The 14463-nt window shown below is 70.8% G+C and carries 11 protein-coding genes and 2 pseudogenes; 5 read left to right on the forward strand and 8 right to left on the reverse strand.

What is annotated here, in order from left to right; all coding sequences use genetic code 11:
- Positions 1-47 precede the first annotated feature (47 nt).
- Positions 48-203 (forward strand): hypothetical protein, encoded by a 156-nt coding sequence (locus tag OG624_RS34790; RefSeq protein ID WP_371640307.1) that lies wholly within the window; start codon positions 48-50, stop codon positions 201-203.
- A 44-nt stretch (positions 204-247) separates the two neighbouring features.
- Here the strand turns inward: OG624_RS34790 and OG624_RS34795 are convergent, their stop codons facing one another.
- Complete coding sequence (locus OG624_RS34795; RefSeq protein WP_371640308.1) at positions 248-1519, reverse strand: APC family permease; 1272 nt, start codon at positions 1517-1519, stop codon at positions 248-250.
- 216 nt (positions 1520-1735) lie between these two features.
- Positions 1736-1951: a DUF305 domain-containing protein gene (locus OG624_RS34800; RefSeq protein ID WP_371640309.1), complete on the reverse strand. Its 216-nt coding sequence runs from the start codon at positions 1949-1951 to the stop codon at positions 1736-1738.
- Positions 1952-2245: 294 nt separating this feature from the next.
- Here OG624_RS34800 and OG624_RS34805 point away from each other — a divergent pair, with 294 nt between their 5' ends.
- A complete protein-coding gene (locus OG624_RS34805; protein WP_371640310.1) occupies positions 2246-2902 on the forward strand; it encodes a TetR/AcrR family transcriptional regulator in 657 nt (218 codons plus the stop codon).
- Positions 2892-3341, forward strand: a complete 450-nt coding sequence (locus OG624_RS34810) for a hypothetical protein (RefSeq protein WP_371640311.1) — start codon at positions 2892-2894, stop codon at positions 3339-3341. The genes OG624_RS34805 and OG624_RS34810 overlap by 11 nt, the downstream gene beginning before the upstream one ends.
- Here the strand turns inward: OG624_RS34810 and OG624_RS34815 are convergent.
- Both OG624_RS34815 and kdpF read right to left on the reverse strand, forming a co-directional pair.
- A pseudogene (locus OG624_RS34815) lies at positions 3301-5199 on the reverse strand (DUF4118 domain-containing protein); the annotation flags it as partial. The gene OG624_RS34810 and the pseudogene OG624_RS34815 overlap by 41 nt on opposite strands.
- A gap of 2 nt (positions 5200-5201) precedes the next feature.
- Complete coding sequence (kdpF, locus tag OG624_RS34820) at positions 5202-5291, reverse strand: K(+)-transporting ATPase subunit F (RefSeq protein WP_106971454.1); 90 nt, start codon at positions 5289-5291, stop codon at positions 5202-5204.
- A 210-nt stretch (positions 5292-5501) separates the two neighbouring features.
- On the opposite strand from kdpF, the gene OG624_RS34825 reads away from it, so the two are divergent.
- The gene (locus tag OG624_RS34825) at positions 5502-7064 is read left to right on the forward strand and encodes a Na+/H+ antiporter (protein WP_371640312.1); all 1563 of its coding nucleotides are present in this window, start codon (positions 5502-5504) and stop codon (positions 7062-7064) included.
- A gap of 55 nt (positions 7065-7119) precedes the next feature.
- Here OG624_RS34825 and OG624_RS34830 read toward each other — a convergent pair whose 3' ends face one another.
- The gene (locus tag OG624_RS34830) at positions 7120-7932 is read right to left on the reverse strand and encodes a GNAT family N-acetyltransferase (protein ID WP_033223274.1); all 813 of its coding nucleotides are present in this window, start codon (positions 7930-7932) and stop codon (positions 7120-7122) included.
- Between the two features lie 577 nt (positions 7933-8509).
- Here OG624_RS34830 and OG624_RS34835 point away from each other — a divergent pair.
- Positions 8510-8938 (forward strand): annotated as a pseudogene (locus tag OG624_RS34835) (response regulator transcription factor); the annotation flags it as partial.
- A 681-nt stretch (positions 8939-9619) separates the two neighbouring features.
- On the opposite strand, the gene OG624_RS34840 reads toward OG624_RS34835, so the two are convergent.
- The 3 genes from OG624_RS34840 to OG624_RS34850 form a co-directional block, all read right to left on the reverse strand.
- A complete protein-coding gene (locus OG624_RS34840) occupies positions 9620-10426 on the reverse strand; it encodes an SDR family NAD(P)-dependent oxidoreductase (protein ID WP_033223103.1) in 807 nt (268 codons plus the stop codon).
- A 739-nt stretch (positions 10427-11165) separates the two neighbouring features.
- Positions 11166-13709 (reverse strand): sensor histidine kinase, encoded by a 2544-nt coding sequence (locus OG624_RS34845; RefSeq protein WP_033223104.1) that lies wholly within the window; start codon positions 13707-13709, stop codon positions 11166-11168.
- A 58-nt stretch (positions 13710-13767) separates the two neighbouring features.
- Positions 13768-14457 (reverse strand): response regulator, encoded by a 690-nt coding sequence (locus OG624_RS34850; protein ID WP_033223106.1) that lies wholly within the window; start codon positions 14455-14457, stop codon positions 13768-13770.
- Between the last annotated feature and the right edge of the window lie 6 nt (positions 14458-14463).

Genomic DNA, 14463 nt, shown 5'->3' on the forward strand with positions numbered 1-14463 from the left:
CGCGAGGACATCACCCCTTGTAACCAGGCGGTCCCGCCGCTCAGGGCATGTCCAGCGACCAGATCGCCGAGCGGATGGTGGATCAGCCCGATGATCGCGAAGATCTACGCCAACCAGGGCAAGACCAGGCTCCGGCCTTCGCCCGCGCCCAACTCGTCATCCTCGCCCGCCAATCCGGCCTGCTGATCCCGCGAAACTCCTGAGAACGCTCAGCGCTGCGCCGAGGGGGAGGTGCGTCACACAGGCCCTAGAGCTCGTGGGCGGTCAGTGTGCGGCGTACCGCGTAGGCAGCGGCTCCCGCGGCCAACACCGCGGCGCCGCTGAGTACCGAGGAGGCCGGGAGGGCGAAGGCGAGAACGAGGCATCCGGCCAGCCCGACGACCGGGATGATCCGTGCTGGTCGGCCTTCGTCCGGGGTGAGCGTCCAGGCGGAGGCGTTGGCAATGGCGTAGTAGGCGAGCACCCCGAACGAGGAGAAGCCGATTGCCCCGCGTACGTCGGTGGTCGCGGCGAGTACGGCGACGACCGCGCCCACCACGAGTTCGGCGCGGTGCGGCACCTGGAACTTAGGGTGAACGGCGGCCAGGGCATGCGGGAAGTGGTGGTCGCGGGCCATGGCCAGGGTCGTACGCGAGACCCCGAGGATCAGGGCGAGGAGCGAGCCGAGTGCGGCCACGGCGGCACCCACCCGTACGACGGGCACCAGCCAGTCCGTGCCTGCGGCCCGTGCAGCATCCGACAGGGGAGCCATGGCGGCAGCCAGCCCTTGCGGGCCCAGCACGAGCAGGACGGCGACGGCGACGGCCGCGTAGACGACGAGTGTGATGCCGAGGGCGAGCGGGATGGCCCGGGGGATGGTGCGGGCGGGGTCGCGGACTTCCTCGCCGAGGGTGGCGATGCGGGCGTAGCCGGCGAACGCGAAGAACAGCAGGCCCGCCGCTTGGAGCACGCCGCCGAAGGTCGCGTCGTCACCGATGCCGAGCCCGGCGGTGTGTGCGTCGACGGAGGTGGCTGCGGCGACCACTACGGCAGCCAGCACGGCCAGGACCACGGCGACAACGACGCGGGTGAGCCAGGCGGACTTCTGCACCCCGGCGTAGTTGACTGCCGTCAGCGCCACCACGGATGCGACCGCGACGGCGTGCGCCTGAACAGGCCACACGTACGAGCCGACGGTCAGCGCCATGGCCGCACAGGAGGCGGTCTTGCCGACCACGAACGCCCATCCGGCCAGGTAGCCCCAGAACCCTCCCAGCCGCTCCCGCCCGTAGACGTACGTACCTCCTGAGGCGGGGTAGCGTGCGGCCAGGCGCGCCGAGGACATCGCGTTGCAATACGCCACCACCGCGGCCAGCGCCAGGCCGAGCAGCAGCCCCGACCCGGCCGCACCAGCCGCCGGAGCCAGGGCGGCGAAGATCCCCGCCCCGATCATCGACCCCAGGCCGATCACCACGGCGTCGAACACACCCAGGTGCCGCTTCAACTCACCTGTGCCCGAAGACCCCGACACCGCACCCATCACTCGCTCCCCGACCACACTCCGGCATATGTACCGGCGCACCGTATAGGAACAAAGTGACGAGTCGGAGACGGCACTCGGACGGGCGAGGACGGCAGCGTGCCGTCCTCGCGCTCGAGGATCAAGCGTCGAGCGCCGCAGCGGCTCGGCCCCGGGCTGGGTTCCCTACGATCGTTCGGCATTGAGTATCTGCCGCATCTGCCGCATCTGGGCGTTCTAGGCGGCCTGAGAGGTGACTATCTCGTCGGCCAGAGCTTTGGCGGGGCCGTATGTACCCTGCGGCTTCTCCGTCTTGGTCATGCCGATCACGCCTTCGTGGTGTTCGACCATCATGGGCAGGAACACGGTGTCGAATGCGTTGCTCCTGGCATTGCCGAGCCTGGTCACGTCCTGGTCGTCCATCATGCCGGGCATGCCGAAGTGAATCGTCATCGCCGTGTCCCCTGCCGTCCGTGCTGATGTGGGAGGGTGCCTCCCTCTCCCCACTCCTTGAGTGAGCCGGACATGGTTTCGATCTCCGGGATCTGTGCCCATGGCGCCCGGTGTGACACATGCGGCTGCCCCACTTCGGAGCGTTGTACGGGTGGTAGCCGTAGCTCCTGGGCCGACGCGAGTGCCGGAAGGTGACGATTGGTAGGGCCGCCAGCGAGTCGGCTGATACAGCCCGCACGGCCGCGTGTACTACTGGGGTGTACTGCCAGTACGCCCCAGTGGTGCTATGTGGTCATGCCTCTTCCCCGTTTCGATCGCCTGCCCGCAGAGCGCCGGGAGCTCATCTTGGGCGTGGCGCGCCGGCACTTCGGCGAGCACGGCACCAAAGGCGCCTCCTACAACAAGATCATCGAAGTCGCGGGGGTCTCCAAGACCGCCGCCTACCACTACTTCGACGGCCGCGAGGACCTGCTCACCGCGGTCCTCGACGGTGTGCTCGGGCGACTGCTCGACGCCCGTGGCCCCTGGGTCCCGGCCCGTGACGAGGCCGACTTCCGGGCCCAGTTCGCCGGCGCCTCCGCCGCCCTCGCCGCCCACCTGCGGCACCACCCCGAGGATCTGGCCCTCAGCGACGCCGCCATCGGGCGCACCCACGCGGGCCCGTGGCTCGACTGGTTCGACGCCCTGGTCACGGACGGACAGCGGCTCGGGATGATCCGGACCGACGTGGACCACGGGCTGCTGGTGTCGGCGACCGCGGCGGTCATCCGGGCCGCCGACGCCTGGACCTTGGCCCGTATGACGACCGAGCGCGTCCTCCCCGAAGCCGCGGACTTCCCGGAGGACGGCGAGGCCTCGGCGCAGCTGTGGTGCCTGTTGTACGGCCTGTGGGGCGGGGCAGTCGCCACGGCCTCCACACCTGCCGGAGAGGACCCGACCCATGCGCGGTGACGTGCAGATCTCCTGGGAGATACCGGCCACCCCGCCCGGCCTCGCGGGACGCCTGGAGCGGTTCATGGGCCCCGGCAAGTCCCGTTCCGAGTCCGTGGTGGAGACCCTGGGCCTCCTCGGCTGCGCCCTACTCCTGGCCGTAGGCCTGTGGGCCTCGGGGGTCGCACGCGACCTGTCCACCGCGCAGCTCGTCGTGGTCGCCCTGGCCGGGCTCGACCTCATCGGCGGGGTGCTGACCAACGCCACCAACGCCGCGAAGCGTTGGTACCACCGGGCCGACGCCGGGGCCAGGCGTGCCCGGCTGCTGTTCGTCTCCGCGCACCTGGTCCACCTCGCCGCGATGGGGCTCGTCGTCCTGTCCGGTGATCTCACCTGGACGCCGACCAACGCCGCGCTGCTGCTCGGAGCAGGGCGGTGCGCAGGCGGTCGGCGGCCTTGATGGGTTCGACCTCGGCGGCGGCCTCGGCCAGCCGGGCCCGCTCGACCGCCGCGCCGACATGCGCGGCGAAGGCGGCCAGCACGCGTCGCTCGGAGGACGGCAGCGTACGACCGCGCAGGACGAGGAAGGCTTCGTGCCCGGCCGCCACCGCAAGGGCGGGGCCCGCCTCGCGACGGGCGGGACGTCCGCTCTCCGTTCCCGGACCGATGTCGGGCGGTTCGGGAGTCAGTTCGACGGTGTCCATGCCGAACGTCTCCCGTGTACGTTCCAGCAGGGCCGGAATCGTCTGGTCGCCTCGGATGATGCTGCCCGCGAGCGACGACATCGTTTCCGCTTCTGCCGTGGCCCGCGCGGCACGGCGGGAGAGGCGCAGGGACCGGTCCGCCGCGGCTGCCACGGTGGCGGCGACGACGGCGAAGACCACCAGCGCCAGCACACTGTCCGGGTCGCTCATGGTGAACTCGCCCACTGGCGCCATGAACCAGTAGTTGAGGAGCAGGGCAGCGGTGAGCGCCGCGATCAGAGCGGAGACCACCCCGCCGATGCAGGCCACGCCCACGACGGCCACGAGGAACAACAGCGCCTCGCTGGTGAGGTTCAGCGTGCCGCGCATGCGGTCGAGAGTGAGGGTGAGCAGTAAGGGGAGCAGCAGAGCGGCCACCGGTCCGGCGATGAGGCGGGACGTGGGGAGCGTACGGCGGCGGGAGGGGAGCAGCCTGCCGTGGCCGGCCCGCTCGTGCGTGACCATGTGGACGTCGATGTCCTCCGACAGCGCCACGACCGTCTCGCCGATGCCCCGGCCGGTGAGGAATCGTTCCAGCCGACGGCGGCGGCTCGTACCGAGGACCAGTTGGGTGGCGTTCTCCGCCATGGCGAAGTCCACCAGGGCGGTGGGTACTTCGTCGCCGACGACGGAGTGGTAGCTGCCGCCGAGGCCTTCGACGAGGGCCCTCTGTCCGGCCAGCGCCGCATGCGAGACGCCGGCGGCGAGCCCGTCGCTCCGGGCGACGTGTACGGCGAGCAGTTCGCCGCCGGCGGACCTGCTCGCGATGCGTGCCGCGCGGCGGATGAGGGTCTCACCCTCCGGGCCACCGGTGAGAGCCACCACGACCCTCTCCCGGGTCTCCCAGACGTCCCCGATGCCGTGCTCGGTGCGGTACTTGTGGAGGGCTTCGTCCACACGTCCCGCCAGCCACAGGAGCGCCAGCTCCCGCAGTGCGATGAGGTTGCCGGGACGGAAGTAGTTCGCCAGCGAGGCATCGATCCGCTCCGGCGGATAGATGTTGCCGTGCGCCATCCGGCGCCGCAGCCCCTCGGGCGGTATGTCGACCAGCTCGATCTCGTGGGCGCGGCGCACGAACTCGTCGGGTACGGTCTCCCGCTGCGGCACCCCGGTGATCTTCTCGACGACGTCGCTGAGTGATTCCAGGTGCTGGATGTTGAGCGTGGTGACGACGTCGATCCCGACGGCGAGGATGTCCTCGACGTCCTGCCAGCGCTTCGGGTGCCGCCCGCCCCCGGGGACGTTGGTGTGGGCGAGTTCATCGATCAGCACCACCTGCGGCCGCCTGGCCAGCAGCGCCTCCCCGTCCAGTTCGGCGTACCGGCCACCGCGGTACTCGCGGGCAGCCAGGGGCAGGGTCTCGAGCCCGTCGAGTTTCGCTTCGGTGTGCCGGCGCCGGTGGCACTCCACGAAGCCGGCCACCACATCCGCGCCACGGGCAGCCCGGCGGTGGGCCTCGTCGAGCATCCGGTACGTCTTGCCGACTCCGGGGGCCGCGCCCAGAAACACCTTGAGCCTGCCGGGGGGAACGACGGGCCGCCCCGCCTCCGGGGTGGCCTCTCGCGTGATCGTCATCGTCAGAACTTCTCCGGGAAGAACAACGCCAGGACCAGATAGCCGACCAGACAGACCGCGACGATGATGCCTACGACAGTTTCCGTGTTCACCCGTACCCGACTCCTCCGTGCGCCCTCGACCTCACCAGCGAACACCAGTGACGCAATGAGGAGAACGCCCCTGACGCACTCCTGACGCCCCTCCGCCGGGACTTTGACGGTGCATTGACGGCCAGGAGGCCGATAGGGTGAAGGCGGTGTGCCGGGAAGCCTGGTCGGCGTCGCGGGCCGCGTGGCCTGCGTCGACTCGGTGGGGGCGTCATGCGCAGTGTCGGTACGGTCTTGTTCCTCGTGGTCCTGGCCACGGTCGTGGCCACAGGGGCCCGGCGCTGGCGGATTCCCGCGCCCTCACTGCTCGTCGTGGCGGGCCTCGTCGTCGCGCTGACACCAGGTACTCCGGAGATACGGGTCAGCCCCGAAGTGATCGGTCTGGTCGTCCTCCCGCCCCTGCTGTACGCGAGCGCGGAGGAACTGTCCTGGCGCGAGCTGCGCCTGGTGTGGAAGCCGGTCAGTGTGCTCGCGGTAGGTCTGGTGCTGGCCTCGGCAGCCGCGGTCGGGGCCGTGGCGTCGCTGCTCACTCCGCTGACCTGGCAGATGGCGCTGGTCCTGGGTGCCGTCCTCGCGAGCACGGACCCGGTCGCCGTCACTGCCCTCGGCCGCCGCCTCGCCCTGCCACCCCGCGTCCAGGTCCTGGTACAGGCTGAGAGCCTCTTCAACGACGCGACGTCGCTCGTGCTCTTCCGAGTCGCGGTCGTCGTAGCCGTGGCCTCCGCCGGGGTGTCCTGGCAGGCCGCGGGCACCGAGTTCGCGCTGCTCGCCGGCGGAGGCGTCCTGGCCGGGGGAGTGGTTGCGGGTGTGGTGGCTCTGATCCGCCGCAGGACCGAGGACCCGGTACTGGAGACCGTCATAGCCCTGGTGACCCCGTACGCCGCCTACGTGCTGGCCGAGGAGGTGCACGCGTCCGGCGTGACCTCGGTCGTGGTGGCGGGCGTCGTGCTCGGCGGTCAGGCGGGCCGGTTCACCAAAGCCCGCATCCGGATCCAGCTGCACGCCGTCAACGGCACCGTTGTCTTCCTGTTGGAGAGCGTCGTCTTCAGTCTCATCGGCCTCACCCTGCCCGGACAGGTCGCGGCGCTGACCGATGCCGACCGACTCTGGCCCCTGTACGCCCTCGTCGTCGCCGCGACCCTGATCGCCGTGCGCCTGCTGTGGGTACTGCCGCTCTCGGTCATCGTCCAGCGCAGTGCGGGTACGCGGCCCTCTTGGCGGGTGCCGGCCGTGCTGACCTGGGCGGGCACGCGCGGCGTCGTCCCGCTGGCCGCGGCTCTCTCCATCCCTGCCGCGGCGGACGACGGCAGCCTGCTGGGCCAGCGCCCGCTCGTCCTCGTACTGACCACATCGGTGGTGGTCGTCACCCTGGTCGCCCAGGGCTTCACCCTGGCCGATGTGGTCCGCCGCTCCGGCATCGCCCTCGAACCGGACCACACCGAACGCGAGGAGGCATCCGCCCGGTGCAGCCTTGCCGCCGCCGGGATCCGCCGCCTGGACGAGATGTCCGACATCGAAGCCGTACCGGACGTCGTGGCGGACCGTTTGCGACGCAGCCTGCCGGCCCGCCTCGACCATGCCCGCGACCGCTTGGATGAAGCCGACCTGGCGGAGTCCGCAGACCATGTCTACCGGCTGCTGCGCCGCGACCTGATCCGGGTGGAGGCCGTCGAACTCCAGCGGCTGTACGACGAACACCACATCAGCGACACCACCCGCCAACGGCTGCAGCGCTCACTGGACCTGGAGGAGGCGCGGCTGGACCTGGTGACCTGAGCCGTGCTCCCCAGCGCCGACGCCGTGCGTTGCGGAACGGGCACGGCGAGCCCGGCTACGCGGGTACTGGCGTTGCCCGGGCCTCGGATGCCACGGCGCGTCCGGTGGCGTGGTGGACGTATTCGCGGGTCAGCCGGAAGCCGGCCGTCCAGGCCAGCAGCCGGCTCGGCCGGTTGTCGCGCGAGCAGCACCAGCTCGCCGTGTGTCCACGGGCTCGGATGTCGGCCGTCAGGCCGGCGACACAGGCCAGCGCGGTGGGGGCCCCTCCCAGCGGTAGCTGGGGGAGTTCGCGGCGGCGATCCGGCACGGTGACGACCGCGATGTCCTCGTAGGCGCTGCCGAGGAAGTAGGCGCAGGCGACGGACAGGATCCGGCCCTTGGCGAATGCGGCCCAGCCGTGGCCGGAGGCGGCGAGGCCGCCGGGTCCGCCCCAACTGGCGTGGATCCAGGCGTTCCCGGAGTGCAGTTCGGCCAACGCCGCAGCGTCCCCGCACGTCAAGCGTCTCACCGTGACGCCGCGCGGCGGGCGGGTGAGGGTCGCAGGGGCCTGGTGGACGTACAGCATCCGTTCCCGGGGGACGACGCGCTCGAAGGCAGGGCCGAGCGTGGGCCAGAAGCGCGCGGGAGTTTCGACGTACTGGCCGGCGAACCGCTTCAACGAGTCCGGTGCGAGGACGCCCGGGTCGCCGCGCAGCAGCACGTGGTCCGCGCAGCTGACGGCGAGGACACGGGGCTGATCCGGGCGGTCGGCCCACCAGTGGCCGACGCCAGTGGTCAGCACGTGCTCGGCGAGGGCGCCGGGACCGGGCGAGCCCGTGGGGAACCAGCGGCTCAGGGCCGGAAGTTGCCGCGGTGCGATTTCGATCACGACGTTCTCCAAATGGTGCTCGGCTACGAGAGCGGGGAGGCGGGGCCCATGCGGGCACGCGGGTCCGATCGCCGACCGGGCGGGCGAACGGGAGGAGGCGAAGGGTGAGGCCCTGCGCCGACCCGGAGCGGGGGCAGGCGCGGGGTGAAGCGGCCGCCCGCGCAACGGGCGGGGCGGGCGGCCGCGGATGGGGCGGTGCGTCAGCGCACCGGCAGGTGAACAGCGTCCGAGGCCGGGCGCACCGTATGCGGCGGTCGGTCGTCATGGCGCAGAGCGCTGTTCACATCGCTCATCCAACTGGTTCACGAGGCGGGGCTCAAGGAGGTATGCGAGTCCTTGACGCCGCTCTGATGAGGAACGTTGACCCGGTCGTACGCGGCTCGTGCCCTGCCCGCCGGGCGAGTCGCGCCGTTAGAAGGGCGTCAAAGTAGCGCCTACGGTCGTATGGACGTCGTCAACGCCTGCCGAGGCGGCCGATAGCCGCTGTTTCCTCTAGTTGACTGCCCTGTCCGAAGCTCGTCAGCAGCCCACGACGGCCGGATCTCCAGGGGACGTACGAGAGGAAGGCGGCACGCCGATGACCCGGGTGCTGGTGGTGGATGACGAACCGCAGCTGGCTCGGTTGCTGGTCATCAATCTGAAGGCGCGGAAGTACGAAGTGGACTCCGCCCAGGACGGGGGCGCGGCCCTGGACGCCGTGGCGGCGTGCCGCCCGGACGTGGTCCTGCTCGACCTCGGGCTGCCGGACATGGACGGCATCGATGTGATCAAGAACCTGCGTAGGTCGTCGCAGGTGCCGGTCCTGGTGGTCTCCGCCCGTCACGGCTCGGAGGAGAAGATCCGGGCCCTGGACGCGGGCGCCGACGACTACGTCACCAAGCCTTTCAGCATGGACGAACTGCTGGCCCGTCTGGGAGCCGTCATCCGCCGCACGCCGCGTCAGGAGCCGGCCGCCGCGGAGGAAGCGCTGGTCGACACCGACGAGTTCACCGTCGACCGGCCTGCCGCCGCTTTCCCGGTCGCCGCCGGTCTGCCGACGGCGTAGTGGGCGTACTCCAGCTCGGGGCGGAAGCCGGCGGTCCAGGCGAGCAGGCGGCCGGGGCGGTTGCCCGCCAGCAGGTCCAGCTGGGCTGAGAGCGCGCGTGTCCCGGGCGGTCAGCCTGTGTACGGTCACACCCCTGGGCGGCCGGGTGGCGGGCACGGGGGAGCGCTTGACGTACACCACGCGCTGCCAGGGCGCGACCCTGTCGAACGCGGCCCCGATCAGCGGAAGGAAGCGGCCCGGTGCTTCGATGGAGCGGTCCGCGAAGACCCTGAGATCCGTCGGCGTCAGGGCCTGCGGGTCTCCGCGCAGGAGTACGTGGTCCCCGTACTCGGCGGCGATCACGCGCGGCTGGATGACGCGGTCCACCCACCAGCGGCCGGCCTCGGTGGTCAGTACGTGCTCGGTCAGGGCGGCCGAGCCGGGGCCCCGGTGGGGAACCAGCGGACGAGCGCCGGGAGTCGGTGGGACGGCAAGTTGATCACGAGGGTTCCTGTCGGGACATGGAGGCGGGGCGGCCCGGTTCGGAGGGCCGCCCCGCGGATGGGGCCTATGGCTAGCAGGAGGGCTTGCTGCCGTGGTTGGAGCCCTTCTTGCGGCGGGCCCTCTTCTTGCGTGCGCGCTTCGACATGTGTGGGTATCCCTTCAGGCGGTGTGGCCGACGAGCAGGTCGGCGAGCTTGTTGAGGCGCTTGATCGTGCGGTCCTCGGTGGCGGCGGCGGCCGGGGCGACGCGTTCGGAGCGGTCGTAGTAGGCGCCGTTGACGATCTCGGTGGCCGGGTCGCAGAGACGAACGACGTGCTGGGCGCCCTCGGCGGCGGATTCGCCCTCGTTCCCGTACAGCGACAGGAGACCGGTCGCGCAGACACCGGGGTGGACGGAGACGGCGGTGACGCGCAGGTCGGAGGCGAAGACGGTCAGGGCCAGTTGCGACTGCGCGTAGGCGGCGAGCCGTGAGTAGCGGCGCTCCCGGTTCGGGTCGCTCCACTGGATGGCCGCGGTGCGGTGGAGGGAGGAGGAGACGTTGACGACGCGCCCGCCGGGGTCGGTGGTGAGGGCGGATTCCAGGAGGTTGGTGAGGAGGTAGTGGGCGAGGAAGTTGACCTGGAAGGCGACCTCGTTGCCGTCGACGGTGAGCGTGTGACGCTCGGGGGCTGCGATGGCCGCGTTGTTGACGAGTACGTCCAGGCGCGGGTGCTCCCGTACGACGGCGTGGGCCAGGTTCTCGACTTCCTCCAGGCGGGCGAAGTCGGCGGCGAGCGGTCGGAGACGGGCGCCGTCCACACCGGCGGTGGCAACGAGCCGGTCGGCGGCGGCCTGGGCCTCCTCGGATGTGCGGCCGTGGAGGAGGACGGTGGCGCCCCGCTCGGCGAGCCGGCGGGCGGTCTCGTAGCCGATGCCGGCGGTGGCGCCGGTGACGAGGACGGTACGTCCGGACAGGGAAGAAGACATGTCGGATTCCTGGAAGCAGGCATGGCTGACGCGCCCGGCGCCCCGGCGTCGGCAGGGGCGAGGGCTCAGGTCATGCGGTGAAGGGGAGGACGCGTACGAAGCCCCGGCCGGAGTCCTTCAGGACGCCGGCGGCGGGTGGTACGCGCAGGACGCGCGGCCGAAGTCAGAGGGCCGGGCGGACAGCGGGCGCTGTCGGCTGCACCTGATTCGGTGGCCGATCGTCGTAGCGCGGACCGCTGTTCATGAGCCCATCCCAGCGCATCAGGGATACCGGGGCAAGATCCCGAACGGGACCTTGACGGCCTTCTGATGTATGTCGGGTGACGGTGCGAATCCGGCTTTCGCGCAGGTCATCAGGTGCGCGTCAAAGATCGGCAGCCGGGTGGAAGGAACGCGTCAAGGAGCGTTGTCACCGAGGTCGGCCGGGAGCAGACTGGCGGAGCGACGGAGCCGGTGACGGTCCGGTGGCACGCGGCTGGAGGCCGGTGACCTGAACACCGACCAAGACGCGCACGGTCCGGCCGTGGGAGTACGGGCCGGTGCGACCGCGTGCTGGTCAACCGTCGCACAACACATGAGCCGTCCAGCTCTCGGTGTGGGGATACCGGAGCTGGGCGGCTCGCGTGTTTCGGTCGTCGACGTGTGCACCGGCCGAAGTGGACTCGCGGCCCTTCCCGCGCCGGTTGTGCGTCTGTCGGTCGTCGTGGCTCTCGATTTTCGGGCCCGCCCGCGGGCCGATTCAGGTGACCGCCGAGGTCGGGAGATCCGCGGTGACCGGCGGTGTGCCGCCCGCTATGGGGAGGGTGATGACCATGGTGAGGCCGCCGCCGGGGGTGTCCTCGGCCGTGAGGGTGCCGCCGATGGCCTCGGTGAAGCCGCGGGCTACGGCGAGGCCGAGGCCGACTCCGGCGCCCCGTGGGGCGTCGCCGTGGCGCTGGAAGGGTTCGAAGATCCGGCTCTTGGCCTCGTCAGGGACGCCAGGGCCACGGTCGACGACGCGCAGTTCCACCCGCTCGTGCAGGGCACTCGCCGTGACCTTGACCGGCTGTCCGTCGGGGCTGTACTTGACGGCGTTCTCGACGATGTTGGCGACCGCCCGCTCCAGCAGGCCCCGGTCGACGGCGACCATCGGGAGCGTTTCCGGGATGTCGAGGTCGACACTGTCCTCCGGTACGCCGCCCAGCGCCATCGGGACGACCTCGTCGAGGTCGGTCTCCCGGATGAGGGGGACGACGGTGCCGGTGTTGAGGCGGGACATGTCGAGGAGGTTGCCGATCAGGGCGGCGAGGCGGTCGGCGCCGTCCTCGATGCCTTCGAGGAGTTCGGCCTTGTCCTCCTCGGACCAGTCGACGTCGTCGGAGCGCAAGGAGGTGACGGCGGCCTTGATCCCGGCGAGCGGGGTGCGCAGGTCGTGGCTGACGGCGGCGAGCAGGGCGGTGCGGATGCGGTTGCCCTCGGCGAGTTCCTTGGCCTTGCCCGCCTCGTCGACGAGGCGCTGGCGATCGAGTACGACTGCGGCCTGGGCGGCGAAGGCGCCGAGCACGCGCCGGTCCTCGGCGGGCAGTACCCGGCCGGTGAGGGCGAGCGCCATGTTGTCGCCTATGGGCAGGTCCACGTCCGCGTCTTCGGGCCGGCTGACAGGGCTGGTGCCGACGGACGAGGCGGTGTTCCAGGGATCGACCTCACTGCTCCGTTCGAGGAGGACGACCGACTGCATGGCGAAGGTCTCGCGGAGCCGTTCGAGGAGGGCGTCGAGGGAGTCCTCGCCGCGCAGGACGCTGCCGGCGAGGAAGGACAGGATCTCGGACTCGGCGCGCAGCCGGGCGGCCTGGTGGGTCCGGCGGGCGGCCAGGTCGACCACGGAGGCCACCGACACGGCGACGCCGACGAAGATCGCGATGGCGACGATGTTCTTCGGGTCGGAGATGGTGAACTCGTGCAGCGGCGGGGTGAAGAAGTAGTTCAGGAGCAGGGATCCGAAGGCCGCCGAGGCCAGAGCGGGCAGCAGGCCTCCCAGGAGGGCCGCCGCCACCGTGAAGGTGAGGAACAGCAGCATGTCGTTGGCGAGCCCGAGGTCGGGAAGGACCTGGTTCAGCAGAACGGTGAGGAGCGCGGGTCCGGCGATACCGGTCAGCCAGCCCCAGATGAGGCGGGACCGGCCGAGACGGGCACCGCGGGCGATCGGCAGGCCGCGGCCCTTGGCGGCCTCGTCGTGCGTGACGATGTGGACGTCGAGGTCGGGTCCGGATTCGCGGGCGACCGTGGCACTCACGCCCGGTCCGAACACGTACTGCCAGGAGCGGCGGCGGCTGACGCCGAGGACGATCTGGGTGGCGTTGCAGCCGCGGGCGAACTCCAGCAGCGCGTCGGGGACGCTCTCGCCTATCACGTGGTGGAACGTGCCGCCCAGATCCTCGACCAGGGTGCGCTGAACGGCCAGCTCCTTGGGCGAGGCCGAGGTCAGTCCGTCGCTGGCTGCGATGTAGACGGCGAGGACCTCGCCGCCGGCCCCCTTCTCGGCGAGGCGCGCGGCGCGTCGGATGAGCTGACGCCCCTCGGGGCCGCCGGTGAGGCCGACGACGATGCGTTCGCGGGCCTGCCAGGTGGAGCGGATGTTGTGCTCGCCGCGGTATTCCTGGAGGTACTCGTCCACGCGGTCGGCGACCCACAGCAGCGCGAGCTCACGCAGGGCGGTCAGGTTCCCGGGCCGGAAGTAGTTCGAAAGCGCCGCGTCGACCTTGTCGGGCTTGTAGACGTTGCCGTGTGCCATACGGCGGCGCAGCGCTTGCGGGGACATGTCGACGAGCTCGATCTGGTCGGCGCGCCGGGCCACCTCGTCGGGAACGGTCTCGCGCTGCCGTACCCCGGTGATCGTCTCGACCACGTCACCCAGGGATTCGAGGTGCTGGATGTTGACGGTCGAGACGACGTCGATGCCGGCCTGGAGCAGTTCCTCGACGTCCTGCCACCGTTTGGCATTGCGCGAGCCGGGGACGTTGGTGTGGGCGAGCTCGTCGACCAGCGCCACGGCGGGGCGGCGGGCGAGGATCGCGTCCACGTCCATCTCGGTGAAGGTGCTGCCCCGGTACTCGATCTCGCGTCGTTCGATGAGTTCCAGGCCGTGCAGCATCACCTCGGTCCGCGGCCGGCTGTGGTGTTCGACGAAGCCGACGACGCAGTCGGTGCCCCGCTCGATCCGGCGGTGCGCCTCGGAGAGCATCGCGTACGTCTTGCCGACGCCCGGTGCCGCGCCGAGGTAGATGCGGAGCTTGCCGCGTCCCATGTTCCGACTCTTCTTCTCTGCTGACGACGGGGGTTCGTGCCGTGGATCGGGCGGGTGATCAAGGTTCGAAGCGGTAGCCCATGCCGGGTTCGGTGATCAGGTACCGCGGATGCGAAGGATCCGCTTCCAGTTTGCGCCGTAGCTGGGCCATGTAGACGCGCAGGTAATTGGTGTTCTCGCCGTAGGTCGGGCCCCAGACCTCCAGCAGAAGCCGACTTTGGGTGATCAGCCGGCCCGGGTGGGTGATGAGGATTTCCAGCAGGTGCCATTCGGTCGGGGTGAGCCGTACGGTGCGCTCGCCACGGCGAACCTTCTTCGCGACCAGATCGACGGTGAACTCGTCGGTCGTGACCACGGTGACTTCGTCGGCCTGCGAAGCCGTCGGCGCTTCATGTCTCCGCGCCGCCGCCCGCAGCCGCGCCAGGAGCTCGTCCATGCTGAACGGTTTCGTCACGTAGTCGTCGGCGCCGGCGTCCAGGGCCCGGATCTTGTCCTCGGAGGTGTGGCGGGCGGAGAGGACCAGGATGGGGACCTTGCTCCAGCCGCGGACGGCCTTGATGACGTCGATGCCGTCCATGTCCGGGAGGCCGAGGTCCAGCACTATGACGTCCGGCTTGCGTGCGGCCGCGAGCCGCAGGGCGGAGCCGCCGTCGGAGGCCTCTTCGACCTCGAACTTGCGCGCCTGGAGGTTGATCTTCAGCGCGCGGACGAGCTGAGGGTCGTCCTCCACCACCAGCACCCGGGTCATCGGTGT

The organism is Streptomyces virginiae (assembly GCF_041432505.1).
Classification (GTDB): Bacteria; Actinomycetota; Actinomycetes; order Streptomycetales; family Streptomycetaceae; genus Streptomyces; species Streptomyces virginiae_A.